General features: G+C 72.0%; 23 protein-coding genes and 7 tRNA genes. 9 read left to right on the plus strand and 21 right to left on the minus strand.

Annotated features, from left to right (window positions below; all coding sequences use genetic code 11):
* Nucleotides 1-13 precede the first annotated feature (13 nt).
* The 9 genes from IF28_RS0119260 to IF28_RS0119300 all read right to left on the minus strand — a co-directional run bounded on the left by IF28_RS0119260 (nt 14) and on the right by IF28_RS0119300 (nt 8,170).
* Nucleotides 14-85, minus strand: a tRNA-Val gene (locus IF28_RS0119260).
* 39 nt (nt 86-124) lie between these two features.
* On the minus strand, nt 125-574 hold the full coding sequence (locus tag IF28_RS0119265) for an SRPBCC family protein (protein WP_030221720.1): 450 nt from the start codon (nt 572-574) through the stop codon (nt 125-127).
* Nucleotides 575-610: 36 nt separating this feature from the next.
* Nucleotides 611-3,343, minus strand: a complete 2,733-nt coding sequence (locus IF28_RS0119270; RefSeq protein ID WP_030221721.1) for a hypothetical protein — start codon at nt 3,341-3,343, stop codon at nt 611-613.
* 100 nt (nt 3,344-3,443) lie between these two features.
* Entirely contained in the window at nt 3,444-4,043 is a 600-nt protein-coding gene (locus IF28_RS0119275) for a hypothetical protein (protein WP_030221723.1), read from the minus strand.
* A gap of 10 nt (nt 4,044-4,053) precedes the next feature.
* Nucleotides 4,054-4,932 carry a carbohydrate ABC transporter permease gene (locus IF28_RS0119280; RefSeq protein WP_030221724.1) on the minus strand — a complete coding sequence of 293 codons (879 nt, stop codon included), beginning with the start codon at nt 4,930-4,932 and terminating at the stop codon, nt 4,054-4,056.
* Nucleotides 4,929-5,885, minus strand: a complete 957-nt coding sequence (locus tag IF28_RS0119285) for a carbohydrate ABC transporter permease (protein ID WP_030221727.1) — start codon at nt 5,883-5,885, stop codon at nt 4,929-4,931. The genes IF28_RS0119280 and IF28_RS0119285 overlap by 4 nt, the downstream gene beginning before the upstream one ends.
* Nucleotides 5,886-5,899: 14 nt before the next feature.
* A complete protein-coding gene (locus tag IF28_RS0119290; protein ID WP_030221729.1) occupies nt 5,900-7,189 on the minus strand; it encodes an extracellular solute-binding protein in 1,290 nt (429 codons plus the stop codon).
* Nucleotides 7,190-7,554: 365 nt separating this feature from the next.
* A tRNA-Val gene (locus IF28_RS0119295) sits at nt 7,555-7,626 on the minus strand.
* A gap of 79 nt (nt 7,627-7,705) precedes the next feature.
* Nucleotides 7,706-8,170 carry a TIGR02611 family protein gene (locus IF28_RS0119300; protein ID WP_030221732.1) on the minus strand — a complete coding sequence of 155 codons (465 nt, stop codon included), beginning with the start codon at nt 8,168-8,170 and terminating at the stop codon, nt 7,706-7,708.
* Between the two features lie 191 nt (nt 8,171-8,361).
* Here IF28_RS0119300 and IF28_RS0119305 point away from each other — a divergent pair, with 191 nt between their 5' ends.
* Nucleotides 8,362-8,775: an SsgA family sporulation/cell division regulator gene (locus IF28_RS0119305; RefSeq protein ID WP_004002642.1), complete on the plus strand. Its 414-nt coding sequence runs from the start codon at nt 8,362-8,364 to the stop codon at nt 8,773-8,775.
* A 432-nt stretch (nt 8,776-9,207) separates the two neighbouring features.
* Entirely contained in the window at nt 9,208-9,768 is a 561-nt protein-coding gene (locus IF28_RS0119310) for a CGNR zinc finger domain-containing protein (RefSeq protein WP_030221734.1), read from the plus strand.
* Between the two features lie 74 nt (nt 9,769-9,842).
* On the opposite strand, the gene IF28_RS39240 is transcribed toward IF28_RS0119310, so the two are convergent.
* Nucleotides 9,843-10,016 carry a hypothetical protein gene (locus IF28_RS39240; RefSeq protein WP_158713699.1) on the minus strand — a complete coding sequence of 58 codons (174 nt, stop codon included), beginning with the start codon at nt 10,014-10,016 and terminating at the stop codon, nt 9,843-9,845.
* 155 nt (nt 10,017-10,171) lie between these two features.
* The gene (locus IF28_RS0119320) at nt 10,172-10,615 is read right to left on the minus strand and encodes a hypothetical protein (RefSeq protein WP_030221738.1); all 444 of its coding nucleotides are present in this window, start codon (nt 10,613-10,615) and stop codon (nt 10,172-10,174) included.
* A gap of 643 nt (nt 10,616-11,258) precedes the next feature.
* Here IF28_RS0119320 and IF28_RS0119325 point away from each other — a divergent pair.
* Entirely contained in the window at nt 11,259-11,780 is a 522-nt protein-coding gene (locus IF28_RS0119325) for a DsbA family protein (RefSeq protein WP_030221740.1), read from the plus strand.
* A 246-nt stretch (nt 11,781-12,026) separates the two neighbouring features.
* Here the strand turns inward: IF28_RS0119325 and IF28_RS0119330 are convergent, their stop codons facing one another.
* From IF28_RS0119330 to IF28_RS0119340, 3 genes are all read right to left on the minus strand, one after another.
* Nucleotides 12,027-12,851, minus strand: a complete 825-nt coding sequence (locus IF28_RS0119330) for a GNAT family N-acetyltransferase (RefSeq protein ID WP_030221741.1) — start codon at nt 12,849-12,851, stop codon at nt 12,027-12,029.
* A 63-nt stretch (nt 12,852-12,914) separates the two neighbouring features.
* Complete coding sequence (locus IF28_RS0119335) at nt 12,915-13,736, minus strand: aminotransferase class IV (RefSeq protein WP_030221743.1); 822 nt, start codon at nt 13,734-13,736, stop codon at nt 12,915-12,917.
* Nucleotides 13,733-14,785, minus strand: coding sequence for a chorismate-binding protein (locus IF28_RS0119340; RefSeq protein WP_030221744.1), 1,053 nt, complete (start codon nt 14,783-14,785; stop codon nt 13,733-13,735). Before IF28_RS0119340 ends, IF28_RS0119335 begins: the two co-directional genes overlap by 4 nt.
* Before the next feature lie 154 nt (nt 14,786-14,939).
* On the opposite strand from IF28_RS0119340, the gene IF28_RS0119345 reads away from it, so the two are divergent.
* From IF28_RS0119345 to IF28_RS0119365, 5 genes are all read left to right on the plus strand, one after another.
* Nucleotides 14,940-15,012 (plus strand) — tRNA-Gly (locus IF28_RS0119345).
* A 37-nt stretch (nt 15,013-15,049) separates the two neighbouring features.
* Nucleotides 15,050-15,123, plus strand: a tRNA-Cys gene (locus IF28_RS0119350).
* 1 nt (nt 15,124) lies between these two features.
* Nucleotides 15,125-15,196, plus strand: a tRNA-Val gene (locus IF28_RS0119355).
* Nucleotides 15,197-15,215: 19 nt separating this feature from the next.
* Nucleotides 15,216-15,287 (plus strand) — tRNA-Val (locus IF28_RS0119360).
* 44 nt (nt 15,288-15,331) lie between these two features.
* Nucleotides 15,332-15,403: transfer RNA gene (locus IF28_RS0119365), tRNA-Val, on the plus strand.
* Nucleotides 15,404-15,454: 51 nt separating this feature from the next.
* Here the strand turns inward: IF28_RS0119365 and IF28_RS0119370 are convergent.
* The 4 genes from IF28_RS0119370 to IF28_RS0119385 all read right to left on the minus strand — a co-directional run bounded on the left by IF28_RS0119370 (nt 15,455) and on the right by IF28_RS0119385 (nt 17,737).
* Complete coding sequence (locus IF28_RS0119370; RefSeq protein WP_037893571.1) at nt 15,455-15,730, minus strand: zf-TFIIB domain-containing protein; 276 nt, start codon at nt 15,728-15,730, stop codon at nt 15,455-15,457.
* A gap of 101 nt (nt 15,731-15,831) precedes the next feature.
* The gene (locus tag IF28_RS0119375) at nt 15,832-16,755 is read right to left on the minus strand and encodes a phosphotransferase family protein (RefSeq protein ID WP_030221747.1); all 924 of its coding nucleotides are present in this window, start codon (nt 16,753-16,755) and stop codon (nt 15,832-15,834) included.
* A gap of 353 nt (nt 16,756-17,108) precedes the next feature.
* Complete coding sequence (locus tag IF28_RS38705) at nt 17,109-17,264, minus strand: hypothetical protein (RefSeq protein ID WP_030221749.1); 156 nt, start codon at nt 17,262-17,264, stop codon at nt 17,109-17,111.
* A 197-nt stretch (nt 17,265-17,461) separates the two neighbouring features.
* Nucleotides 17,462-17,737 carry a hypothetical protein gene (locus IF28_RS0119385; RefSeq protein ID WP_030221752.1) on the minus strand — a complete coding sequence of 92 codons (276 nt, stop codon included), beginning with the start codon at nt 17,735-17,737 and terminating at the stop codon, nt 17,462-17,464.
* 195 nt (nt 17,738-17,932) lie between these two features.
* Between IF28_RS0119385 and IF28_RS0119390 the strand changes: the two genes are divergently transcribed.
* Nucleotides 17,933-19,243, plus strand: a complete 1,311-nt coding sequence (locus tag IF28_RS0119390; protein ID WP_030221756.1) for a serine/threonine-protein kinase — start codon at nt 17,933-17,935, stop codon at nt 19,241-19,243.
* A 28-nt stretch (nt 19,244-19,271) separates the two neighbouring features.
* Here IF28_RS0119390 and IF28_RS0119395 read toward each other — a convergent pair whose 3' ends face one another.
* The 3 genes from IF28_RS0119395 to cobT all read right to left on the minus strand — a co-directional run bounded on the left by IF28_RS0119395 (nt 19,272) and on the right by cobT (nt 24,999).
* Nucleotides 19,272-20,090 (minus strand): TrmH family RNA methyltransferase, encoded by an 819-nt coding sequence (locus IF28_RS0119395; protein WP_030221760.1) that lies wholly within the window; start codon nt 20,088-20,090, stop codon nt 19,272-19,274.
* 1 nt (nt 20,091) lies between these two features.
* The gene (gene cobA, locus IF28_RS0119400) at nt 20,092-21,324 is read right to left on the minus strand and encodes a uroporphyrinogen-III C-methyltransferase (protein ID WP_030221763.1); all 1,233 of its coding nucleotides are present in this window, start codon (nt 21,322-21,324) and stop codon (nt 20,092-20,094) included.
* A 195-nt stretch (nt 21,325-21,519) separates the two neighbouring features.
* Nucleotides 21,520-24,999, minus strand: coding sequence for a nicotinate-nucleotide--dimethylbenzimidazole phosphoribosyltransferase (cobT, locus tag IF28_RS0119405; protein ID WP_030221767.1), 3,480 nt, complete (start codon nt 24,997-24,999; stop codon nt 21,520-21,522).
* Between the last annotated feature and the right edge of the window lie 38 nt (nt 25,000-25,037).

Consider the following 25,037-nt stretch of genomic DNA (forward strand, 5'->3'; position numbering starts at 1 on the left):
CGGCTTTTCCCGGTGGGCGATACTGGGTTCGAACCAGTGACCTCTTCGGTGTGAACGAAGCGCTCTCCCACTGAGCTAATCGCCCGGGAACGGACTGAACAATACAGGTCCGGGGAGGCTTCCTTCAAACCGCTTCCAGGTGGGCGGCGAGACCTCGCTCCCCGGCGCGCATCATCAGGGTGTGGTTGGCGCGGAGGATCGGGCGTGCGGGTACGGCGAGCAGGCGCAGGAGGCGTTTGCGGACGTCGACCTCCTGCTCGTAGTGGGCGAGAGCGCGGTCGGCGCCGAGGCGGGTGACGGTCCAGCGGGCCCAGCCGTCGATGTCGCCGGACAGGCCGACCTCGAGGATGCCGGTTTCCGGGTCGCGGCGCCCCTCGCGCACGGTCGAGGTGAGGTCGTAGGGCAGGAGGGAGCGGATGGTGAGGATGCCGCTGGTGTCGTCGAGCCGGGTGACGTCGCGTACCTGGGGCCACCACAGTGGGTAGTCCTCGATCCGCCCCAGGACGTGGAAGACCACGGGGGCGGGCGCGGACAGGGTCCACAGACTGCGGAAGCGGTAATGGTTCCAGTCCATGGTCGCAGTGTTCCCGTCCGCGCCCGTTGTGTGCGTCTACGGCATGCGGTCTCCGAGGAGTGACAGCAGTTCGATGGCGGCGAGGCCGTAGAGGGCGGTGTCGTTCGTGGAGACCCAGGTGGCCTCACCGCCGGCGACGAGGGCGGTGGGGCCGCTGATCCTCTCGGTCTTCCAGGGTGCCGATTCCTTGTAACCGTCGGAGTCGTAGAACTTCTGCCAGGCCCGCTCGGCCAGTTTCCGGTCGCCGGTGCGTACGGCGGCGTAGGCGTCGAGGCGGGAGTGGCCCTGGAAGAGGATCAGGCTGCCGAAGTTGGCGCCGTAGCGCTCGGCCTGTTCGGTCTTGCCGGCGTTGAAGTAGCGGCAGTAGTCGTAGTAGGCCTCCTCGAATTCCGGCATGTCGACGAGGTCGATGAGTTCGGCGCACAGTTCGTTGAGGCCGAAGACGGCGGACAGATGGGACACCTCCACCTTGGGGGTGTCGGCGACGGCGAACCTGCCGGTGTCGAGGTCGTACAGGCCGCTGCCCTGGACGAAGCCGTTGGGCTGGGCGGCGATGGTCTCCATGGTGGAGAGCACGCGGGCCCTGGCCTTCTCCCACTTGGGGCCCTTGCGTTCCCATTCGGTGAGCCAGGCGGAGACCAGTCCGCTCCAGTCGGTGCCGAAGCCGATGGACAGGGCGTTGCGGTCGGGTGTGTAGGGCTCGGTGCGGATCTTGCGCAGCGGGTCGAGGGCGAGGAAGGTCTCGTCGGAGTCGACGTTGGCGTGCATGAGGTCGCCGACGCGTTCGTCGGCGGTGAGGAAGTAGTAGTAGCGGCGGTAGGTGGTGTTGGCGATGCGCTGCTGTTTGGCGCTGTCGGCGTAGTGCTGGACGCCGTGCCGGGTGCCGAGGCCGGCCCATTCGCCGATGTGGTAGACGTCGACCTCGCCGGTGTGGCGGGTCATGGACTCGGCGAAGCGGAAGATGTCGGCGCGGCCGGAGCGCAGGTAGGCGTACCAGAGCCACAGGTCGGGCGAGAGTTCGAAGTTGTCCCAGGCGTAGCCGCCGACGTCGTACCGCCACTGGTGCCGGACGGTGTCGTAGGTGTGCATGATGTCGCCGTAGTCCCAGAAGCCGTACCAGCGGCGTTGCTCCACCTGGTCCTTGTAGTAGGTGAAGAGGAAGTCGAGGTGGTCCTCGATCTTGGCCTTGGCGGGGGTGGAGCGGTCGGGTTCGGCGTACAGGCCGGGGCCGAAGACCTTGGCGTCGATGAGCTGCTTCGGCGGGGCGGCGAGCTGGGGGAGGACGCGTACGGCTTCGATCTGTTCGGCGAGTTCGTCGGCTGTGGGGGTGGACGCGTTGGCCCAGAAGAGGAGTTCGGAGGTGCGGGCGATTCCGTAGGGGGTGCCGAATCCGGGCTCGTAGTCCTCGTAGGTGATGTTGAGGCCCTCGATCTGTTCGGGGAAGGTGTCCTGGCCCATGCCGTCGTGGTAGAAGCGCAGGTCCATGGGCTGGGCTTCGGGTGACCAGAGCCAGAGGGTGACCTCGGCCTCGTCGGTCTGGGCGTCGCGGATGTCGAGCTGGGCGGGGTGCTTCTCCCAGAAGTCGCGCAGGCCGAAGGAGAGGCCGCCGCCGGCTCCGCCGACGTAGCCGAAGCCGGAGGCGCGCCGGCCGCCGCCGGCGCCGATCCAGCCGTACCCCTTCTTGGTGCGTTTGCGCAGGGTGAAGCCGTCGGCGGAGAGCTGGGAGAGGGTGTAGTCACCCCATTCGGGAATGTACTGGAGGCGGGTGGTGACGCGCTGGTCCCAGGTGGCGGGGTCGGGCAGTCTCTCGCCCGCGAACTGGGCGGCCTGTACGGCGGCTCCGGGGTCGCGGCGCAGTCCGGTGACGCCCTTGACGGCCTCGCGGAGCAGTCCGGTGCCTTCGCCGCCGAGGCGGATGTGGCGGTCGTAGGACTCGTCGCGCATGGGGACGGTGAAGCGGACGCCGATGCCGCGCAGGAAGTCGCCGCTCGCCTTGCCGGGTTCCTGCTTTCCGTCATAGGTGATGGTGTGCACCATGCGGAAGGAGTCGGCGCCGGCGTAGAAGTAGAGGCGGATGGAGAACGGCAGCAGGCCGCGGTGGCCCCGGCGGTGCTTCCCGTCGACGCGGACGACCGCGCGGACGGGTCCGTCCTGTTCGACGGTGACGTCGGAGATGGCGCCCTCGAAGCGTTCGGTCCTGACGGTCGTCTGGTCGCCGTCCTCGAACTCGGGCTGGCGCAGGACGACGAGGCGGCCGTTCCTGGCGATCTCGGTGGTGCCGCGCCGGACGGACTTGACGATGGTGGTGCCGGACGTGCCGATCCTGGCGGTGATGACCCCGGTCGATACGTCGATGGTGCCGCCGCGTCTGTCGACGGTGACCTTCTTCTCGGGCGCGGTGGGCGCCCCGGCGGTCAGGGTGAGCTTGCCGGTGCCCGAACTCACGGCGTGGGCGGTCCACTTGAGGGAGCCGTCGGGCCAGTGGGCGAGGGGCCAGGACTGGACGGGGACGGATCTTCCGTCGGCGTCGGTCAGTGCGAAGGTCTGGTCGTCCTGGTGGACGCCCTTGGGCCAGGGCACGCCGACGGTGGAGCCGGGGGCCGCTCCGAGGCCGCCGTCCTCCAGCCAGTTCAGGGTGACCGGGTCGGCGGCGGCTTCGGCGCGGGGTGCGGCGGCGGCGTTCTGGGTGCCGAGGGCCCAGCTGAACTGGGCGGCGGCGCCGGTGACGGCTGCCGCCTTGAGCAGGGATCTGCGGGGGATGGGGGACATGGCCTTTCCTTTCCATTGCGGTGATGCATGGGGATGTCAAGGGCATGACAGACACGGACGCGACGCCGGAGCGCCGGCCTCGGGATGCGGGCACCGCCGCTCAGCGGTGCCGGTACCGCTCCTCCACGGCGACGGCCGCCGCCGCGACGGCCCCGAGGACGGGAACCGCCAGCGGCGGGACGAACCAGGCGGACAGGACCACCACGCCCAGCCCGCAGACGACCAGGAAGGATCCGGCGGGATCGAGCACGGTCCGCCGCCCCGCCTCCGCGAGCAGCGGCCGCCAGGACGCGCCGGGCGTCCAGGCGGCGGCCGCCCGCAGCAGGGCCACGACGGCCCCGATCAGCGCGAAGACACCGACGGCCCCGACGAGCGGCCCGCCGGGCAGCCCGGCCCGGACGGCGAGGACGTCCACCCAGACCGCGGCCGCCACCGCCCATCCGGCGAGCCCGACGGCCCACCCGCCGCGCACGGCCGTACGGAAGTCGGCGGCGAACTCCCGCAGGCCACCGGCCTGATGGGAGGTACGACGCCGCAGGTGCCGTGCGCCGGCGGCGAACGCGGCCGGGTAGGTGACGACGCCGAGGCCGGCGACGGCGATCCACACGCCGGTGAGCAGGCACTCGGCGAACACCGAGAAGCGCTCGCCGAACACCGGGGCCCTGCGCGGGGCACGGGCCTTCACGCGTACTTGCGCCATGGCGACCGCCTCAGCCCTTCAGTCCGGAGGTCGCCATCCCGTCGATGAGATAGCGCTGGAAGGCCATGAAGAAGGCGACGACCGGCACCAGCGCCACCAGCGACATCGCGATCATGCTGCCGTAGTTGGAGACGCCCTCCTGGTCGCGGAACATCATCAGCCCGAGGGAGACCGTGTACTTCTCGGGGGTGTTGAGGTAGATCAGCGGCCCCATGAAGTCGTTCCAGGCGTTGATGAAGGTGAAGATGGCGCTGGTGATGATGGCGGGCCGGCTCAGCGGCAGCACGATCGACCAGTAGGTGCGCAGATGCCCGCAGCCGTCGAGCTTCGCGGCCTCGTCCAGTTCCCTCGGCAGTCCGCGCATGAACTGCACCATCAGGAAGACGAAGAAGGCCTCGGTGGCCAGGAACTTGCCCGCGACCAGCGGCACCAGGGTGTCGGTGAGCTCGAGGTTGCGGAAGAGCACGTACTGCGGGATGAGCAGCACGTGGTACGGCAGCAGCAGCGTGCCGATCATCAGGGTGAAGAGCAGGTTCCGCCCGGCGAACCGGATCTTGGCGAAGGCGTACGCGGTCAGCGAGCTGGACAGCACGACACCGATCACGGCGAGGACCGCGTACATCAGCGAGTTCCAGAAGAAGCTGCCGATGGAGATGCCGGAGATGCCGTCGGCGAGCCCGGAGAAGTTCTCCCAGACCGGCGCGGTGGGCAGCAGGTCGAGGCTGGCGATGATGTCCTTGCTCGGCTTGAACGAGGCGCCGATCACCCATATCACGGGGTAGAGGACGACCGCGAGGACGGCGAGCGCGCCCACGTGCCAGACGATCGATCCGTGACGCCGCCGCCCCTTCGCGGCGGACAGGGCGGGGCTGGTGGTGGCACTGGTCACTTGGCGGCCTCCTCGTAGTGCACCCACTTCTTCTGCGACCAGAACAGGACCGCCGTGACGAGCGCCACCGCGATCACCAGCGTCCAGGCCATCGCGGAGGCGAAGCCCATCTGGGCCTCCTTGAAGCCCTTCTGGTAGAGGTAACAGGTGTAGACGAGCGTGGCGTCGGCGGGTCCGCACCGGGTGTCGGAGACGACGTAGGCGGAGCCGAACACCTGGAACGCGTGGATGGACTCCAGCAGCACGTTGAAGAACAGCACCGGGGAGATCATCGGCAGGGTGACGTTCCAGAATCGGCGCAGCGGTCCGGCACCGTCCATCTCGGCGGCCTCGTACAGCTCCTGCGGGACCTGCTTGAGGCCGGCCAGGAAGATGACCATGGGCGCGCCGAACTGCCAGATGCTCAGGGCCACCAGGGCGTAGATGACGTAGTCGGGGTTGCCGATCCAGCCGCCCACGTCGAGGCCGAAGATCTTCTGCGTACGGTCCACGACGGCGTCGTCGGAGAACAGCGCCCGCCACACGAAGCCGACGGAGACGCTGGCGCCGATGAGCGAGGGCATGTAGAAGGCGGCCCGGTACAGGCCCTGTCCGCGCCGCCTCTGCGCGAGCAGCAGCGCGACACCGAGCGCGAGCAGCAGTTTGAGCGGGGTCGCCACGACGACGTACTTGAGGGTGACCTCGACCGACTTCTGCCAGCGCGGGTCCTGGAACATCGTCGTGAAGTTGTCCAGGCCGATCCACCGGGGCGGCGTGAACAGGTTGTAGCTGGTGAACGCGTAGTACAGCGACGCGATCATCGGGCCCGCCGTGAGCAGCAGGAAGCCCGCGATCCACGGCGACATGAAGAGATAGCCGGCGAGATTCTCGCGGCGCCGCCCGCGCCGCCCGGCGGCGGGAGCGGCGGACCGCTTCCCGGCCGGGCGCGCGGGCGCTTCCTTGACGAGCGTCATGGTCGTACGTCCCCTCAGCCGGCGAACGCGGCCTTGGCCTCGCTGAACAGTGCCTTGGCGGCGTCGGCCGGCTTGGTCTTGCCCTGGGCGACCTCGCCGCCGATGCGCAGGAACGCCGCCTCGATGACGTCGGCGCCCGACGGGTGCGGGGTGATCTTGCCGAGGACGCCGGCCTTCGCGACCTCGTCCTCGTAGGCGGCGACGCCCTTGTTGTTGGCGTCGGCGGGCTTGAACGCGTCGTACTGCTCGGTGGTGGCGAGGATGCCGCGGTCGTAGCCCATGATCTCGCCGACCTCGGGGTCGTGGACCATGAAGTCGATGAACTGGGCGACTTCCTTGGGGTGCTTGGTCCCGGAGAAGGCGCTCAGCATCAGCGAGCCGAGGTACTGGCCGGTGTCCTTGCCGTCCGTGGTGGGGATGGGGGCGAGGCCGTAGTCCGACTCGCCCTCGCCCTCGTAGCGGATGGAGAAGTTGTCCCAGGTGAACTCGGACGCGGCGAGGCCCGCCGAGAGCGCGGACTTGGGCTTGGCCTGTTCGACCTTCTTCGGGTCGGCGACCAGCCCGGACTTCACTCGCTTGTAGCCGTCCTCCCACCACTGCGTCAGATCGTCCTCGGTGAAGCCGAGATCGCTGTCGGTGAAGAAGGCCTTTCCGTTCTGCCGGAGGTAGAGGTCGTAGAGGTACATGATGCTGAAGTAGCCGGTGTCACCGGCGATCTTCAGCTTGTCCTGGATGGTCTGCAGCGCGGCGAAGTACTCGTCCCAGGTCCAGCCGAACTGCGCCTCCACGCCGGCCTTCTCGAAGGCCTTGAGGTCGATGACGAGCGCCATGGTGTTGGCGCCGACGGGGACGGCGATCTGCTTGCCGTCGACCTGACCGTTCGCCAGCACGCCGTTGCGGAAGTTGTCCAGGCTCAGATTCCCGGCGTCCGCCTGGGCCTTGAGGTCCAGCAGAACACCGCGCTTGTCGTACTTACGCAGGAAACCGACCGCATTCTGGAAAACGTCCGGGGGATTTCCACCGGAGGCCTGGGTCTGGAACTTCTCCCAGAATGCTTCGTAATCGGTGAATTCGGGCTTGATCTTGATCTTCGGGAACTTCTTCTCGAAGAGCGCGATCGTCTTCTTGATGGCGATGGTGCGCGGCTCGCCGCCCCACCACGCGTAACGGAGTTCGACCGTCCCGTCCCCCGAACCGCTGTCGCCGCCGCACGCGGTGGCCGTCGCACCGATTCCCGCGACGGCGAGCGAGGCCCCCGCCGCTTTGAGGATCGTCCGCCTCTCCACATTGCCACCCTGCTGCATATGAGCCTCCCCGCGACGTTCGCGTCCGCCTCATGAATCGTTTCAAGTAAGCGCTTGCTGGCACAAGTTACGGAGGGCCCCCGGACACGTCAATGATTCGGACAGGAATTCATATGCGGGGCCGCGGGGCGATGGCGGCCGGTATCGCGGACCGCGGCCGGGGGCCGGCCGCAAACGCCCAGGTGACGTCCCTGCGACCGACGGGCCGAACAGCTTCGGGACTGCGGGAGGGGCCGCGGCGGAAGGTCACGGTTGGATGAAGGGGAGCGGAAGCGGAAGCCCCGGACGCACGGGAGCCGCCCGCTCCGCGGCACGACGAAGCGGCCCGGCTCACTCCTGGTGAGCCGGGCCGCTTGATGATCCGGTGGGCGATACTGGGTTCGAACCAGTGACCTCTTCGGTGTGAACGAAGCGCTCTCCCACTGAGCTAATCGCCCGGACGCAGGGAGAACATTACCCCATGTCAGGGGGTGCCCGTGACCAGCGGGAGCCGGGCCGGACTGTGCCCTCCGCCGGTCACTGGTCCTTGATCTTCCAGGGCATCTCGAGGCCGAACTTCCACAGGTAGATCCCGGCCAGCACCGCGATGATCACCACCCCGATGGAGGTCAGGATGATGTTCCGGCGCCGCACTCTGGGATCCAGCGCGCGCTGCGCCGCCTCGGTGACTTTTCGCTTGGTCCAGCGCAGCACCAGCTGGGCCCAGACGAACTCGGTGGCCCAGATCGCCATGCCGCCGAATATCACGACCCAGCCCGGCCCCGGCAGGGGCAGCATGATGATGCCGGCCACCACGACCGCCAGGCCGACGATGAAGACCCCGACCTGCCAGCTCAGATGCAGCGCGCGGCGCGCTTTGACGAATTCCGGTGCCCTGGAACCGAGCCCCCGCTCGGCCCGTCCCTCGCCGTCACCGTCGGCCGCCGTCGCCCCGTGGGCCGCGACGGCGGCCTCGCCAGGCTTGTCACTCCCCGTGTTCATACGCCCAAACACTACCGGAGCGAAAGACACCACCGGAATGGGTGATGAGCGCGAACGATCTTTCGGCCGGAAGAGTTACGTAAACGCACGCAAAACACTCAGAGGGGTTTACAACGGCACCGTAGGTGGCATGTCGATTTCGCCGACGTGCGAATCCCCGAGCGCACACTGAGCGAAAGGCCCTGGCGCTTATGAACACCACGGTCAGCTGCGAGCTGCACCTGCGCCTCGTTGTGTCGAGCGAGTCCTCCCTGCCTGTCCCCGCAGGCCTGCGGTACGACACGGCCGACCCCTACGCCGTGCACGCCACCTTCCACACCGGAGCCGAGGAGACCGTCGAGTGGGTGTTCGCCCGTGACCTCCTCGCCGAGGGGCTTCACCGTCCCACGGGCACCGGCGACGTCCGCGTCTGGCCGTCGCGCAGTCACGGTCAGGGCGTCGTGTGCATCGCCCTGAGCTCACCGGAGGGGGAGGCCCTGCTGGAGGCCCCGGCAAGGGCTCTGGAGTCCTTCCTGAAGCGCACAGACGCCGCCGTGCCGCCCGGCACGGAACATCGGCACTTCGACCTCGACCAGGAGCTCTCGCACATCCTGGCGGAAAGCTAGGCGAGGCTCACCAAGCCGCCCGGCGCCGTCCACTCGGGGAGACGGCGCGGGCCCGGACAGCCGCCTGCGGAGTGCCGCACACGGCTCACACACAACGGCGCCGACACCGCGGGGTTCCGCGGGCGGCGCCGTTGCGCTGCGTGTGCGGGGGCAGGGGCCGGCCCGGTGGATCGGGCCGGCGAGGCGGAGCCCTGCGGGTCCTCCCCCACCCCCACCAGGCACTCCCCACCCGGGCTGCGGGGCGCCGCCGGACCGCTCCGGCCGGATCGCCGGGCCGACGCTGAGCCGAACGGGTGATCGGGAACGTCGGCGGGGGTTCCGGCGTTGGAATCGAAGCCATGTGCGGAGCGGGGGAGGTAAGGGGCGCGCCGGAGCACTAGCATCGGCCGTTACCGGCGGGCGCCCGCCCGACCCCAGGCCAGGGAGCTGACTGTGCTGATCACCCACGACACCCGGTGCGCGCTGGACACCGTGGTGGATCTGGTGAACTCCGCACCGGAGGACGACACGACACCGGAGGGGCTGCCGGACGTCGCGGCGCTGAAGGAGTTCGTGCGGCAGCACGAGGTGAGCGAGGTCGGGGCGCTCACGGAGTTCGACCTGACCGCGGTGCGCAGGATACGCGGCCGGTTCGCTGCGGTCTTCGCCGCTCCGGACGCCCGTGCCGCCGCCACGCTGATCAACGAGCTGATCGCGGCCGCGGGCACCACGCCCCGGCTCACCGACCACGACGGCTACGACTGGCATGTGCACTACTTCGCGCCCGGTGCCTCCGTGGCCGACCACCTGGCCGCCGACTGCGGGATGGCGCTGGCGTTCTTCGTGGTCGCCGGGGAGCAGGAACGGCTGCGGCGCTGTGAGGCGCCGGACTGCCGGCACGCCTTCGTCGACCTCTCCCGCAACCGCTCGCGCCGCTACTGCGACAGCCGCACCTGCGGAAACCGTCTGCACGTGGCCGCGTACCGGGCGCGGCGCAAGGAGGCGGCGGGCTGACCCGCCCTCGCGGGGAAGTTCGATGCCGTGCCGACGCGGTCCCGACGGGTGACGCCGGGTACCGCGGGTACGGCTCACAGCCACAGCAGGTCGTGCAGGGCAGCCGTGAGCAGCAGACACCCGATCACCGCAAGGAAGATCATCAGCGGTGGCTGGGAAAGGGCGAAGAGGCATCCGCGCGGCTCGTCCTGCTGCCGCGTGGCATCGCTCTGTGTCGTGTCCAGCATCTCGCCGCGATGATGACGCATCGGGAGCGCCCTACGCGATCAACGCTCACGGAGTGAATGCCGGTTCGCCGATTCCGTGATCTACGGTGCGGCTTGTGATCACTTCCGGGCGGTACGGGACACACTGTGGCGTTTCCGCCGGTCAGGCGCCTCTCTTCAGCGGCGGTACGCCGCGGTCATATGCCGTGCTTCTTCAGGATGGCCTCGATGTCGCTGAAGTCCTCGTCGCCCCGGGAGGCGGCGGGTGCGGGGCGGGCGGCCGGGCGGGAGCCCTGGCCCAGGGAGGGCGCGGAGGCCCCGGGCGCGACCGCCTCGGGCCGCGCCGCGGCCCGGGCCGCCTTGCGCTCCTTGCGGGTGCCGCCGCCGCGCCTGCGCTCCACGGTGCGGGTGGTCGCGAACAGCACCCAGGACAGGCCCAGCACTCCGAAGCCGGCCCATGCCGTCGGGCTGAACGCGGTGTCGGCCAGCCAGTCCACGACACCGGTCATCACCAGGCCGATGGGGACGAGCGAGTAGGCGGCGATGCGGGCCGCCGCGAGGAAGCGCTTGCGGTAGGCCGTGACAGCCGCGATGCCCAGGCCGGCCACGGAGACGGCGGAGCATACGGTCTCGGCAATCATCCGGTCCTCCAGGCAGGGTGCGATCACATGTCACGTCGTCCCCTCCATCCTGCACCTGCGACCCCCCGGCGGGCCATGCTCCGCCCGGACATCAGGGACATCTCCGGGTCACCACTCCTCCGCCGGGGTGACGGCGGGTGCCGCCGACGCCTCCGGTGACCGGCGGGTTCGTGCCACCCGGCACCGGCGCTCCCCCGCCCCGAGCCGCAGCCCCGGTCCCCGGCTGCCGTCGCTCCCCCGCCGGGCTGCCGCCCCGGGCCCCCATCTCGGTTCCGGTCCGGCCACGCCCCCGCAGCGGACCCGCCCCCCGGCACCAGGCTTCCCGCCACGGGCTCGCCCCAGCCCGGCCGTCGGCGCTCCCTGCCGTGGGCACCCCCGGCCGCCGCTCCCCCCACGGGGTCCGCCCTCGACGGTCCCGGCAGCAGACCAGGCCCTGGCACCGAGCTCCCCGCCCCGGGCTACCGCCCCCGACCCGGGTATCGGTACGCGCCGCCGGGGCTGCGGCCTCCGGTCCTGGGCGGGCCGCGTTCCCGGGTCCCCGTGGAGTACGCCCGGACGTGGCGGGCACCGGTGGGCTCTCGTGATCCGGTGTCGTCGCAGGTGCGATTGGGTGGTCCGGGAGATCGGCTGGAAGACTGGGGGCATGAGCGACTCCTCCCCCGCCCGCCCCGCCGCCCCCGTCCTCGACGTCTGGTGCGAGCTGCAGTGTCCCGACTGCCGAAGCGCCCTCGACGACCTCCGCGCCCTGCGGGCCCGTTACGGGGACCGTCTGGAGCTGCGGCTGCGGCACTTCCCGCTGGAGAAGCACAAGCACGCGTTCGCCGCAGCCCAGGCCGCCGAAGAGGCGCTGGAGCAGGGGCAGGGGTGGCCGTACGTCGAGGCCGTACTGAACCGGGTCGAGGAACTGGACCGCCTGGGCGAGTCCTTCCTCGTCGAGGTCGCCCGCGAACTCGGTCTGGACGCCGAGGAGTTCGACACCGCGCTGATCGACGGGCGGCACATCCTGATCGTGGACGCGGACCAGGCCGAGGGCAAGGCGATCGGGGTGACCGGCACCCCGACGTATGTCATCGGCGGCGAGCGCCTCGACGGCGGCAAGAGCCAGGAGGGCCTGCGCGAGCGCGTCGAGGAGATCGCGGACAGGCTGCTGGCCGAGCAGGGTTAGGGGCTGCTGCCCAGAACCGCTCCCGGGCCGAGGAGCCGCGTGGGCGGCGCACCCGGCGGGGGTCGCCGCCGCGAGGCCTCTCATGGAGCGGACGGCACACGGCGCAGCGCCGGGTGGCTCACGGGAGCGTGGTCGGCGTCCCCGTCACCGGCGGCTCGCGGCCGGAGGGGCCGGCGGCGGGACGACATTCCCGTGAGGCCCCCGTGAGCAGAGGCGTCGCCGGCCGGAACCCGGGACCGTCCGCCCTCAGAGCAGCGGTTTGTACATCGAGTACTGGGTCGTGGTGTAGCCGAGGGAGTCGTAGAGGCGTTCGGCCGGGGTGTTGCCGGCGAATACGTTGAGGCCGATGCGGCGGTTGCCGGACGCGGCCGACTGGGCCTCGGCGAGCAGCATGAGGGTACGTCCGTGACCCCGGCCGCGGTGGCCGGCGGTGGTCTCGACGTCGAAGACGTAGGCCCGTTCCCCGCGCACCGACAGCCACAGGGTGCCGACGGGAGTGCCCTCGTGTTCGAGGACGCTGAGGAGCATGCCCTCGGTGGCGCGGCCGTCGGGCAGCAGCGCGGCATGGTCCGCCGCCGCCTTGGCCCGCGCCTCGGCCTCCGGCACCCCGCGCCGTATCCAGTCCCCCGCGTAGTCCTCCTGCCCCTTGGCGAGCCAGGGCCCGAACTCGGCGTCGGTCATGGGCCGGACCGCACTGCCGTCCGGCAGTACGGGCGGGGCGGCCCCCAGGGGCTTCTCCATGTTCCGGTTGCGCACGACGTACCCCAGCGTCGTGGCGAGCGCGAGGGCGGCCCGCGGATCGGCGGGGACCGCGGACTCGATACGGCGGCAGCCCCAGCCGCGCGCCACCTCCTCGGCGGCGAGGGCGGCCACCGTGCCCCGGCCCCGCCGTCGGTCCGGCTCCTCGATGCGCAGGCGCATGATCCGGGCCACGGCGGCGCCGAAGACGGGATGCGTACCGAGGTGAATCGCGCCGACGGGACGGCTGTTGACGCACACCTGGTAGTGGCGTGAACGCGTGCCGTCGGGGTTCTGCTGAAGCGGCTCGGCCGGCCGCAGGGTGGTGGTCATCGAGGATGTTCTACCCGCCCGCCCCTGTCGTCCGCGCTCCGCACCGGGCGAATTCCGGGCCCGTCACGGATCCAGGTCCGCGCCGGAGCGTTCGTCGAAGATCCGCATGGCCTTGGCGGTCACCGGGCCGGGGGCGCCGGGCAGTTCGCGGTCGTCGACGCGGTGCACGGCCTGGACGTCGCGCAGCGTGGAGGTGAGGAAGACCTCCTCGGCCCGCTCCAGGACGTCCAGCGGCAGGTCGGTCTCCTTGGCGCCGGTCCACTCGACGGCGAGGGCGCGGGTGATGCCGGCGAGACAGCCGGAGGCCGTCGGCGGGGTGTGGAGTTCGCCGTCGAGGACGACGAAGACGTTCGATCCGGTGCCCTCGCAGAGCGCGCCGACGGTGTTGCCGAACAGCGCCTCCGACGCGCCCCGCTCGCGCGCGCGGGCGAGGGCGACGACGTTCTCGGCGTACGAGGTGGTCTTCAGGCCGGTGAGCGCGCCGCGTTCGTTGCGGGTCCAGGGCACGGTGACGACGGCCGTGGTGTCGGGGCGGCGGGTGGTCTCGCCGAGGGCGACCACGAGGGTCGGTCCGTGGTCTCCGCGGTCGGAGCCGAGCGGGCCGTGGCCGCCGGTGTAGGTGAGGCGCAGCCGGCCGAGCGGCATCGGGTTGGCCTCCAGGACGGCGGCGCAGGCGCGGCGGACCTCGTCGAGATCGGGGTCGGGCAGGCCGAGCCCGCGGGCCGACCGGGTCAGCCGGTCGAGATGCCGGGTGAGCGCGAACGGGCGTCCGTCCACCGCCTTCACCGTCTCGAAGATGCCGTCGCCCACGGTCAGTCCGTGGTCGAAGACGGAGACACGGGCGGACTCGGCGTCCTGCAGCCCGCCGTCGAGCCAGATCTTCACCTCTGGGTCCCTTCGCTCATCTCGTACGTTCCCGACGCTACCGCGAGCAGCCGGGAGGCCTTCAGCTCGGTCTCCCGCCACTCCCCCTCGGGGTCGGAGCCCCAGGTGATGCCGGCGCCGGTGCCGAACCGCAGGACGGCGTCGCCGCCCGGGGCCCGGTCGATCCAGAAGGTGCGGATGCCGACCGCGAGCACCCCGGTGCCGCGGTCGGCGTCGACCCAGCCGATCCCGCCGCAGTAGGGGCCGCGGGGCGCCGTCTCCAGCGCGTCGATGATCCGCAGCGCGCTGGACTTGGGCGCGCCGGTGACGGAGCCGGGCGGGAAGGCGGCGTCCAGCAGCGCGGGCCAGCCGGCACCGTCCCGCAGTTCGCCGCGCACGGTCGACACGAGGTGGACGAGACCCGGGTGCTTCTCGACGGCGCACAGGTCGGGCACGGTCACGGTGCCGGTGGCGCAGACCTGTCCGATGTCGTTGCGGACCAGGTCGACGATCATCACGTTCTCGGCGTAGTCCTTCTCCAGCAGGTCGGCCTCGGTGCGCCCGGTGCCCTTGATCGGCCCGGACTCGACGACACGGCCCTGCCGGCGCAGGAACAGTTCGGGGGACGCGGTGGCGATCTCCACGCCGTACGCGGGCAGACGAATCGTTCCGGCATACGGTGCCGGGTTGCCCCGGGCGAGCAGGGCGGTGAGGGCGTCCACGTCGGTGCCGGCCGGTACGGGCGCGGACAGGACACGGCAGAGGTTCGCCTGATAGACCTCGCCGGCGGCTATGTGCTCACGGATGCGTCGTACGGCCGCCGTGTACGCGGCGTGGTCCAGCGAGGACGTCCAGTCATGGACCGCGGGCCCCCGCCAGGTCCCGGGCACCGGAGCGGGGACCGCCTGTTCCCGGACCTCACGGAAGCGGGCGCAGGTCAGCCGCCCCTCGAAGTCGGCGGCGACGGCCCAGAATCCCGTGGAGTCCAGGGCGGCGGGGTCGTCGGTGACGTCGAGGAGACCGGTGGCGACGCGGTCGCCGAAGCGGGCGAGAGGGGGCAGGTCCAGCACATGCCGAGTCTATGGCGGGCGCGATTCCGGCCGCCCGGGCACCTCGGTGAGCGGGCGCAGCGCAGCACGCTGCACAAACGGGTTTTTGTCCTGGCCCGGGAATCCGCTAGAGTTCACTTCGTCGCCGGGACGCGCAAGCCGACCGAAACGACAGGCGGACGTAGCTCAGTTGGTAGAGCGCAACCTTGCCAAGGTTGAGGTCGCGAGTTCGAACCTCGTCGTCCGCTCGAAGGAAGAGGGGGCTTCCGGGTCCCCCGCACTCCTGGTGGAGTGGCCGAGAGGCGAGGCAACGGCCTGCAAAGCCGTCTACACGGGTTCAAATCCCGTCTCCACCTCCAAGGACGATTAGCTCAGCGGGAGAGCGCTTCCCTGACACGGAAGAGGTCACTGGTTCAATCCCAGTATCGTCCACTGGATCTCCGGATCCCCCGCGCGATTAGCTCAGCGGGAGAGCGCTTCCCTGACACGGAAGAGGTCACTGGTTCAATCCCAGTATCGCGCACGCAGTGCCCATGATCCGCTCCATGGAGTGATCGTGGTTCCCGAGGACGATTAGCTCAGCGGGAGAGCGCTTCCCTGACACGGAAGAGGTCACTGGTTCAATCCCAGTATCGTCCACACCGTCCGAAGCCCCCGGTCCATCGACCGGGGGCTTCGTCGTGTCCGGCGTCAGCTGGAGAAGAGCATCCGTCCGAAGCCCTTCTGGCGGTGATGGCCGTGGTGGCCGCCGTGCGGGGCGCCCCAGGCGGGGGCCGGCGCGGCCGGGTACGCCTGCGGGGCGGGCGGCACCGGCGGGGCGGGCTGCGACCACTGGGCCTCGAGCCGGGTCAGCGACTCCAGCTCGCCGTAGTCGAGGAAGATGCCGCGGCACCCGCTGCACTGCTCGATCTGGACACCGTTGCGGTTGTAGGTGTGCATCGGGGCATGGCACTTCGGACACTGCATGATCGGTTCAACTCCTAGCCGGTCGTTCCTGCTTCGCGTATCGCCAGGACAGACTCTGTCCGGCTGCGGGTCGGTTGCACCCTACTTCGGGAAACTTCCGCTCAACTCGCCGGGGACGAAAGGCTTACGGAACCCATGCGCGCGCAGGCGTCGACCAGTGACCGCTCCACCTCGTCCAGGGGCCGGCCGGCCGCGACGGCCTTGGTGACGGAGCGGGCGGCGGTCTGGGCCGTGAGGGCGCGGGCCGGGACGTCGAGGGCGGTCCAGGGGTCGCCGTCGGGCGTTACGGCCGTACCGCCGGCGGCACGGTAGGCGGTCAGGAAGCGGTGCCACTCGTCGGGGGCGAGCAGTCCGCAGGCGTACCAGGCGGCCGGGCGGGCCAGATCCCACTCCGGTACGCCGGTGCCGAGGTCGTCGACGTCGATGAGCAGCCAGCCGTCGTGCTCGGGGTGGCGTATGAGCTGGCCGAGATGGAAGTCGCCGTGGCAGAGGGTGGTGGCGTCCGGCATGGGGGCCTCGTCGCGGGCCCAGGACGGCAGGGCGGACCAGGCGTCGAGGACGGGGGTGGCGGCGGGGTGGTGAGGGGCGGCGGCGCGGAGGAGTTCGATGGCGCGGGCGGCCTTGGCGGGGCCGCGCATGGGCGGTACGGCGGTGGGGGCGGGGGTGCGGTGCATGTGGGCGAGGAGGGTGGCCGCGGCCTCCCAGGGGGCGGCGTCGGGGTCGTCCGGGTCCACGGGGGTGCCGTACGGCCAGTGGGTGACGAGCCGTCCGCGCAGTTCTGTGGGGGCCGGGGTGAGCGGGGCGAGGAGGGTGCCGGGGAGTCGGGTGGCCACGGTGAGACGGCGGGTCAGCTCGGTGGGGTCGGCGTCGGGGGCGTGGGCCTTGGCGACGGTGCCGGCGTGACGTACGACGGTGGCGTCTTCGCGGGCGGCGAGGGTGGTGGTGGGGCAGTGGCAGGTGCGGTCGCTTGTGTGGGCGGTCGCCTTGAGGTGAGCGGTCAGGGCGGGCAGGAGGTCCGGGGTCACGGGGTGAGGGTACGGGGGCGTTCTGCCGGGGCCGGCGGGTGTGGGGGTCACGGATACCCGGCGTTGGTGTGGTCCGGGGGGTGTTGGCGCAGCCCGGCGCCGACGGGGTGCCGTCGCGCCCACCCGTGCCGCCCCAGCGGCACGACTGCCCGCGGAGGACGGCAGAGACCGGTGGACGGCAGACCGTTCTGCCGCACTCCGTTCGAACCCGAAGCGGCGCGTACGGGCAAAGCAATGCCGGCGCAGCTCCCCAGCTGCGCCGGCATTTTGCCGTCCGCCGCACCCCCGTCCCCACGGGGTTTCATGGGTGGATGTCCCCGCCCGGACCGCTCATCCGGGCCTGGGGTCGCTGTTCAGCGCCCCAGCATCTCGCCCACGGACGACGCCTGTGTGGCCACCGTCTCCCACCCGTCGAAGACGAGGAGGAGCAGGACCGCCAGGGGCAGGGCCATCAGCGTCGCCACCAGCGGATGGCGACGCCCGTCGCCGCTCTCCCGCGTGTACGCCATGGTCCCTCTCCCGGCCGTTTCTGTTGTCTCTGACAGCGGCGGGCGTCTGACCTCGGGGGACGAGTGCTGCACCCGCCGCTTGACCTCAAATCTAGGCGCCATGCCCTCCCCCGACGTCATGCCCTCGTACCGATTGCCGGGCCTCCCGGAGGATGAGCCCTCCCCCACGGCGTACTCCCCTGGGTGGAGACGGACTCCTAAGCCTCAGGGACATCCCCGAAGGGCCGCCCGCTCTGCCCCGCTTTCTCCGAGCCGTCCTCCCGCGGCACCGGCTGCTCCACCAGCGCGAGCACCCGGTTCGCCATGAACCGGGCGGTCCGCACCACAGCCCCGGTTCGGGTGACTTCGCTCACTTCCACCACCCCCCGGCGTACCGCGGTCTCCACCCGGCGCCCCGCCCTGCTCGCCACCACCTCGTACGTACGCGTCGTGTCCCCCGCGTCCACGACGATCTCCACCCGGTCACCCTTCACGCGATCAATCCCCCTTCACCGTCGGGTGGTTGGGATCACCAGCCGCGCGGACCAGGCCCGCCCGCGCGCTCCCTGACCACCTTTCAAGTGTCCCACCCGCCACTGACAATCCACCGCTTCGAGAGGGCGCGGCCTCTGCGCACGGACGGCCGTGGAAACGTAAGCTGTGGCACGTCACAGGACCGGGCAGCGGGGATGAACATGGCGATGATGCGCCTGAGGCGCGAGGACCCGCGCGTCGTCGGCTCTTTCAGGCTCCACCGGCGCCTCGGCGCGGGCGGGATGGGCGTGGTCTACCTGGGCTCCGACAAGAAGGGCCAGCGGGTCGCGCTGAAGGTCATCCGGCCCGATCTGGCCGAGGACCAGGAGTTCCGTTCGCGCTTCGCGCGTGAGGTGTCGGCGGCCCGCCGCATCCGGGGCGGCTGCACGGCCCGTCTGGTGGCCGCTGATCTCGACGCGGACCGTCCCTGGTTCGCCACGCAGTATGTGCCGGGGCCCTCGCTGCACGACAAGGTCGCCGACGAGGGGCCGCTGGTCGCGGCGGACGTCGCCGCCGTCGGCGCGGCCCTCTCGGAGGGTCTGGTCGCCGTGCACGAGGCGGGTGTGGTGCACCGTGACCTCAAACCGTCCAACATCCTGCTGTCCCCGAAGGGTCCGCGGATCATCGACTTCGGCATCGCGTGGGCGACCGGCGCGTCGACGCTCACGCATGTCGGTACGGCGGTCGGCTCGCCCGGCTTCCTCGCCCCGGAGCAGGTGCGCGGCGCGGCGGTCACCCCGGCCACGGACGTGTTCTCGCTGGGCGCCACGCTCGCGTACGCGTCGATGGGCGACTCCCCCTTCGGGCATGGCAGTTCGGAAGTGATGCTGTACCGCGTGGTGCACGAGGAGGCCCAACTGCACGGCGTCCCGGACGCCTTGGCCCCCCTGGTCCGCGCCTGTCTGGCGAAGGACCCCGAGGAGCGGCCCAGCACGCTCCAACTGTCGCTGCGGCTCAAGGAGATCGCGGCGCGGGAGACACAGGGGCTCGCCGACGTCCGTCCGCCGGCCCCGCGAGAGGCCGAGTCGGAGCGGTCCACCGCTCGCCTCGCGGACACCTACCCGGAGCGGACGCAGCGCCGTCAGGGCGGTCCGGGCTCTCCGCCTCCGCGCGGGCGCGGGTCCGCCCCCAGGAGCAGCGGTTCGCCGTCCGGGCGCGGCGGCCGGAGTGTGCCCGCGTCGCGGGGCGGCGCAGCCCGCGACGGTTCCTCGCGGGGCGGCGCCGCGCGCGACAGTTCCTCGCGCGGGGGTACGCCGTCCCGCAAGGGGGCGCGCCCGACGCCGGCTTCCCGGAACACGAACCGCTCCGGCACCGGGGCCCGTCGTCCGGGGGGCCGGACGACGGGGACGGGCCTGCGGCCTGCCAACCCGCGGCTGCTCAGGCAGCGGCTGTTCGTGTTCGTCGTCGTGACGCTGGTGGTGGCGCTGGGTATCGCGCTGGTGCAGGGCTGCCAGGGACCCGGCTAGACACTTCCCGGCGAAAGCGGTCCGGCCGCTACTCCCGCGGACGCCCGGTGGCGACCGCGTAGAAGGCGACCGCCGCGGCGGCTCCGACGTTGAGGGAGTCGACGCCGTGCGACATCGGGATGCGGACCGGTTCGTCGGCGGCGGCCAGGGCCCGGCGGGACAGCCCGGCCCCTTCCGCGCCCAGCATCAGCGCGACCCTCTCCATACGGTGCGGTGCCACCTCGTCCAGGGACCGGGCGTTCTCGCCGGGGGTGAGGGCGAGCAGCCTGAACCCGGCCTCGCGTACCGCCTCCAGCCCCCGCGGCCAGATGTCGAGACGGGCGTACGGCACGGAGAAGACGGCGCCCATGGAGACCTTGACGCTGCGGCGGTAGAGCGGGTCGGCGCAGTCGGGCGAGAGCAGGACGGCGTCCATGCCGAGGGCGGCGGCGGAGCGGAAGATCGCGCCGATGTTGGTGTGGTCGTTGACCGACTCCATGACGACGACCCGGCGGGCGGTCCGCAGCACGTCCGGCGCCGAGGGCAGGGGGGCGCGCTGCATGGAGGCGAGCGCGCCCCGGTGCACGTGGTAGCCGGTGACCTGTTCGGCGAGGGCGGGTTCGACGACGTACACCGGGGCGTCGGCGCGGTCGATGACGTCGCGCATGCCGTCGACCCACTTCGCCGACAGCAGCATGGACCGCATCGCGTAACCGGCTTCCCCGGCACGCCTGATGACCTTCTCGCCCTCGGCGATGAAGAGGCCCTCGGCGGGCTCGCGGCGGCGGCGCAGCTCCACGTCGGTGAGGCCGGTGTAGTCGTGCAGACGGGGGTCGTCGGGGTCGTCGACGGTGATGATGCCGGCCATGTCAGACGGTCCCGTCCGGGCCCACGGCGACGACCGCGCCGATGACGATGACGGCGGGGGGCTTGACCTCCTGGGCGGCGACCGTGTCGGCGACGGTGGCGAGGGTGGCGTCGACCCGGCGCTGGGCGGCGGTGGTGCCCTCCTGGACGAGGGCGACGGGGGTGTCCGGGGACTTGCCGTGGGCGACCAGGGTCTCGGCGATCCTGCCGATCTTGTCGACGCCCATGAGGACGACGAGGGTGCCGGTCAGTTTGGCCAGGGACGCCCAGTCGACGAGGGAGCGCTCGTCGTCGGGGGCGACATGGCCGCTGACCACGGTGAACTCGTGTGCGACACCGCGGTGGGTGACGGGGATGCCGGCCGCGCCCGGGACCGAGATGGAGCTGGAGATGCCGGGGACGACGGTGCAGGGGATGCCGGCTTCGGCGAGCGCCTGGAGTTCCTCCATGCCGCGGCCGAAGACGTACGGGTCGCCGCCCTTGAGGCGGACCACGGACTTGCCCTGTCTGGCGTGCTCGATCAGCGCGTTGTTGATGGCCTCCTGGGCCATGAAGCGGCCGTACGGGATCTTCGCCGCGTCGATCACCTGGACGTGCGGCGGGAGTTCGGCGAGCAGGTCGCGGGGGCCGAGGCGGTCGGCGATGACGACGTCGGCCTCGGCGAGGAGGCGGCGGCCGCGCACGGTGATCAGGTCCGGGTCGCCGGGGCCTCCGCCGACGAGGGCGACGCCGGTGGTGCGGGTGCGGTGGTGGGGGGCGACGAGGGTGCCGTCACGCAGGCCTTCGACGACGGCGTCGCGGATGGCGGCGGTGTGGCGGGGGTCGCGGCCGCGGGCCTTCGTGGTGAGGACGGCCACCGTGACGCCTTCGCTGGAGCCCGTGGCCGGGGTCCATGCCGTCGCCGCGTCGGCGTCGTCCGAGCGGACGCACCACACACGGTTCGCTTCCGCCTCGGCGGAGGCACGGGTGTTCGCCTCGGCGTCGCTGGTGGCGATCAGGGCGTACCAGGCGGTCGCGAGGTCGCCTTCGGCGTAGCCGCGCCGGTGCCAGGTGATCTCCTTGGCGTCCGCCATGGCCTCCACGGAGGGGGTGGCCTCGGGGGAGATGACGTGGATGTCGGCGCCGGCGGCGATCAGGGCGGGGAGGCGGCGTTGGGCGACCTGGCCGCCGCCGAGGACGACCACGTGGCGGCCGGTGAGGCGGAGGCCTACGGGGTAGGCGGGGTGTTCGGCCATGAGCGGCGGCTCCTCCTGCGGCGTTTGTGGCCCTGACGTGCGAAGTTTACGGGTGACCGGGGTTGGGGCGGGGCCGGTGTCCGGTGGGTGGGCGTGGGGGCGCCGGGTGCCGGCTGTGGGTGGTTGTGCCCCCCCGTTCCGCCCTGGCGGAACGGGTGCCCACAACCACCCGGCCGTTGAGAGGGAACCCCTCGTCTACTTCTCCGTGACCCCTGCCGAGTCGAAGGTCGCCACCTCGTGCATGGCCCGCGCCGTGCTCTGGACCAGGGGGAGGGCCAGCAGGGCGCCGGTGCCTTCGCCGAGGCGGAGGTCGAGGTCGACCAGGGGGCGCAGGCCGAGTTTGTTGAGGGCGGCGACGTGGCCGGGCTCGGCGCTGCGGTGGCCCGCGATGCAGGCGGCCAGGACCTCGGGGGCGATGGCCCGGGCCACCAGGGCGGCGGCGCCGGCGCTGACGCCGTCCAGGATCACCGGCGTACGCAGCGACGCGCCGCCGAGGAGCAGGCCGACGATGGCGGCGTGTTCGAAGCCGCCGACGGCGGCGAGGACGCCGATGGGGTCGGCCGGGTCCGGCTGGTGGAGATCCAGGGCGCGGCGCACGACCTCGGTCTTGCGGGCGAGGGTCTCGTCGTTGATGCCGGTGCCGCGGCCGGTGACCTCGGCCGGGTCGGCGCCGGTGAAGACGGAGATGAGGGCGGCGGACGCGGTGGTGTTCGCGATGCCCATCTCGCCGGTGAGGAGGGCCTTGTTGCCGGCCGCGACCAGGTCACGGGCGGTTTCGATGCCGACCTCGATGGCCTTCTTGGCCTCCTCGCGGGTCATCGCGGGTCCGGTCGTCATGTCGGACGTGCCGGCGCGGATCTTGCGCGGGAGCAGGCCCGGGGTGGCCGGGAGGTCGGAGGAGACGCCCACGTCGACGACGCAGACCTCCGCGCCGACCTGGGCGGCGAAGGCGTTGCAGACCGCTCCCCCGCCGAGGAAGTTGGCCACCATCTGCGCGGTGACCTCCTGCGGCCAGGGGGTGACGCCCTGGGCGTGCACGCCGTGGTCGCCGGCGAAGATCGCGACGGCCGCGGGTTCGGGGATGGGCGGCGGGCACTGGCGGGACAGACCGGAGAGCTGGGCGGAGATGATCTCCAGCATGCCGAGCGCCCCGGCCGGCTTGGTCATGCGCTTCTGCCGCTCCCACGCCTCGCCGAGCGCCTTGGCGTCCAGCGGGCGGATCTGTGCGACGGTCTCGGCGAGCAGGTCGTGGGGGTCCTCTCCGGGCAGGGCACGACGGCCGTACGTCTCCTCGTGCACGACCCAGGAGAGCGGGCGGCGCTTGGACCAGCCGGCCTGCATCAGCTCGGGCTCGTCCGGGAACTCGTCGACGTAGCCGACGCACAGGTAGGCGACGACCTCGAGGTGTTCGGGCAGCCCCAGCGCGCGGACCATCTCGCGCTCGTCGAAGAAGCTGACCCAGCCGACGCCGAGGCCCTCGGCGCGGGCGGCGAGCCAGAGGTTCTCGACGGCGAGCGCGGAGGAGTAGGGCGCCATCTGGGGCTGGGTGTGCCGGCCCAGGGTGTGCCGGCCGCCCCGGGTCGGGTCGGCGGTGACGACGATGTTGACCGGGGTGTCGAGGATGGCCTCGATCTTCAGTTCCTTGAACTGCTTCGCCCGGCCCTTGGGGAGGGACTTGGCGTAGGCGTCGCGCTGGCGCATGGCCAGTTCGTGCATGCTGCGCCGGGTGTCGGCGGAGCGGATGACGACGAAGTCCCAGGGCTGCGAGTGGCCGACGGAGGGCGCGGTGTGGGCGGCCTCCAGGACGCGGAGCAGCACCTCGTGCGGGATGGGGTCGCCGCGGAAGCCGTTGCGGATGTCCCGGCGTTCGCGCATGACCTTGAGTACGGCCTCGCGCTCGGCGTCGTCGTAGCCGGGCGCGGCCGGGCCGGCGGGCTGCGCGGGCGCCGCGTCCACGCCGGCGCCCCGGGTGTCCAGGTCGTCGGGGTCCTGGGCGAGTTCGGGGTCCGGTGCGGCCGGTACGGCGGCGGTCTCGCGGGGCTCCTCGGCGGGGACGGTGACGCCCTGGGGCGGGGTCGGCGCGAGGTGCGGGGTGGTGGGCACGGTGCCGTCCACGGGGACGAACTCCCCCTCGGGCCGCCCCGGTTCGGACTCCGCGGCGACGGTGCCGGGGAGGGTGGCGACGGGGGTCTGCTGGGGGCCCTGGACCGGGGCCGCGTCGCCCGTGACGCCGGAGTCGGCTTCGACGACGGGACCCTCGGGCACGTCCGCCTCGACCGTCTCGGGCGGTACGGCGGTGGCGGCGCCCGGCACGGGGATCTCGGGGGCCGGAACGGGAACCTCGACGCCCTGCACGAGGACCTCGGGGGACGGCGCGGGGACCTCGGAGGCCGGCGCGGGGACCTCGACGCCCGGAACGGGGGCTTCGGGGGCAGGCTCGGGGTTCTGGACGATCTCCGGAGCGACCGGCTCCGCGACAACCTGAACCATCTCGGGTTCCGGGGCCTGCACCGGGACGACGGGAACCTCGGGCGCCTCGGGCACGTCGGCGACCTGGGGCACGTCGGCTGCCGGCTCCCGCACCGGCTGCACCGGCTCCGGTTCGGCCGCCTGGACGGCCTGCGGCACCTGGGTCTCCTGGACCTGGGCCACGGCGACGACCGCCACGTCCGGTACGGGAGCGTCCTGCGGCACCTCGGCCACCGGGGGCTGCGCCGGCGCCGGTACGGCGGTTTCCGTGCTCACCGGCTCGGTGACCTCGGCGTGGCCGGGAACGGCGACCGGGACCGGGTCGGCCTGCGGCGTCGCCGGAACCTCGGCGGGCTCCGGGGCGACGGCCTCGGCGACCGGTGCGGGTCCCGGCTCGGGCACGGGCGTCAGCACCGCCTCGGCGGCCTGAGCGGGCTCGGCGACGGGGGTGCCCGGCAGGTTCTGCTCCGTGACCGGCACCGCGGCCGGCTCCGGAACCGGAACGACCGCCTGTTCCCCGCCCTCGGCGTCCTGCTCGGCAACGGGAACCGCGACGGCGACCGCACCCGCGACCGCCATCCCCTCCGCGCTCTGCGCCGCCCCCGCCTCCGTGGCGACACGCGCCACGACCGCCTGGGCCGCGTCCACCGCGTCCGGAGCCGGAACGGGAACCGGCGCCGCGACCGGAGCCGGGACAACCGTTTCCCCGGTCTGCGCCCCCCAGGGCGCGGCGACCTGCGGCGCGGCCTCCCGCGCGCGCGGGACGTCGAGGTACTCGGGGCCGATGCTCGGCGGACCCGCCTGGCGGGCCGGCAGGTCGGCCGGGCCGCGGTCGGCGAGGGAGCGGACCGGGCCCGCGTTGAGGTCGGGAATGGGCGGCCCGAGGTGCAGTGGGCGGCGCGGCGCGGCCGGCGCCGGCTGCGGGGGCTCGGGGAGCCGGACCCCGCTGAGGTCGACGGAACCGCTGTCGCGGCCGGCCGTCTCGTGCGGGCCCGGCTCGTGCACGGTCTCGACGACCGGCTCGGGCGCGGGCGGGGCGACTTCGTTGCCCCAGGCGCCCTGGGCACCGGGGAGCAGCAGGTCTTCTTCCTCGGCGGGACTGTCGGAGAGGTAGGTGTACGCCTCGGGCGCGGGTACGCCCGGCTGCTCCACCATGCCTGCGTTCTCCGGCAGTCCCTCGCCCGGGACCTGGCCGGTGTCGGTCATGCGTACCCCTCGCCCATCGGTTGGTGCTCCTACGACCA

The organism is Streptomyces sp. NRRL WC-3626, assembly GCF_000718785.1.
In the GTDB taxonomy this organism is placed as follows: domain Bacteria; phylum Actinomycetota; class Actinomycetes; order Streptomycetales; family Streptomycetaceae; genus Streptomyces; species Streptomyces edwardsiae.

Coding starts and splice junctions, on each gene's coding strand:
- IF28_RS0119265 (WP_030221720.1), bottom strand. CDS start 574: ATGGACTGGAACCATTACCGCTTCCGCAGTCTGTGGACCCTGTCCGCG.
- IF28_RS0119270 (WP_030221721.1), bottom strand. CDS start 3,343: ATGTCCCCCATCCCCCGCAGATCCCTGCTCAAGGCGGCAGCCGTCACC.
- IF28_RS0119275 (WP_030221723.1), bottom strand. CDS start 4,043: ATGGCGCAAGTACGCGTGAAGGCCCGTGCCCCGCGCAGGGCCCCGGTG.
- IF28_RS0119285 (WP_030221727.1), bottom strand. CDS start 5,885: ATGACGCTCGTCAAGGAAGCGCCCGCGCGCCCGGCCGGGAAGCGGTCC.
- IF28_RS0119290 (WP_030221729.1), bottom strand. CDS start 7,189: ATGCAGCAGGGTGGCAATGTGGAGAGGCGGACGATCCTCAAAGCGGCG.
- IF28_RS0119300 (WP_030221732.1), bottom strand. CDS start 8,170: ATGAACACGGGGAGTGACAAGCCTGGCGAGGCCGCCGTCGCGGCCCAC.
- IF28_RS0119305 (WP_004002642.1), top strand. CDS start 8,362: ATGAACACCACGGTCAGCTGCGAGCTGCACCTGCGCCTCGTTGTGTCG.
- IF28_RS39240 (WP_158713699.1), bottom strand. CDS start 10,016: ATGCGTCATCATCGCGGCGAGATGCTGGACACGACACAGAGCGATGCC.
- IF28_RS0119320 (WP_030221738.1), bottom strand. CDS start 10,615: ATGATTGCCGAGACCGTATGCTCCGCCGTCTCCGTGGCCGGCCTGGGC.
- IF28_RS0119325 (WP_030221740.1), top strand. CDS start 11,259: ATGAGCGACTCCTCCCCCGCCCGCCCCGCCGCCCCCGTCCTCGACGTC.
- IF28_RS0119330 (WP_030221741.1), bottom strand. CDS start 12,851: ATGACCACCACCCTGCGGCCGGCCGAGCCGCTTCAGCAGAACCCCGAC.
- IF28_RS0119370 (WP_037893571.1), bottom strand. CDS start 15,730: ATGCAGTGTCCGAAGTGCCATGCCCCGATGCACACCTACAACCGCAAC.
- IF28_RS38705 (WP_030221749.1), bottom strand. CDS start 17,264: ATGGCGTACACGCGGGAGAGCGGCGACGGGCGTCGCCATCCGCTGGTG.
- IF28_RS0119390 (WP_030221756.1), top strand. CDS start 17,933: ATGAACATGGCGATGATGCGCCTGAGGCGCGAGGACCCGCGCGTCGTC.
- IF28_RS0119395 (WP_030221760.1), bottom strand. CDS start 20,090: ATGGCCGGCATCATCACCGTCGACGACCCCGACGACCCCCGTCTGCAC.
- cobA (WP_030221763.1), bottom strand. CDS start 21,324: ATGGCCGAACACCCCGCCTACCCCGTAGGCCTCCGCCTCACCGGCCGC.
- cobT (WP_030221767.1), bottom strand. CDS start 24,999: ATGACCGACACCGGCCAGGTCCCGGGCGAGGGACTGCCGGAGAACGCA.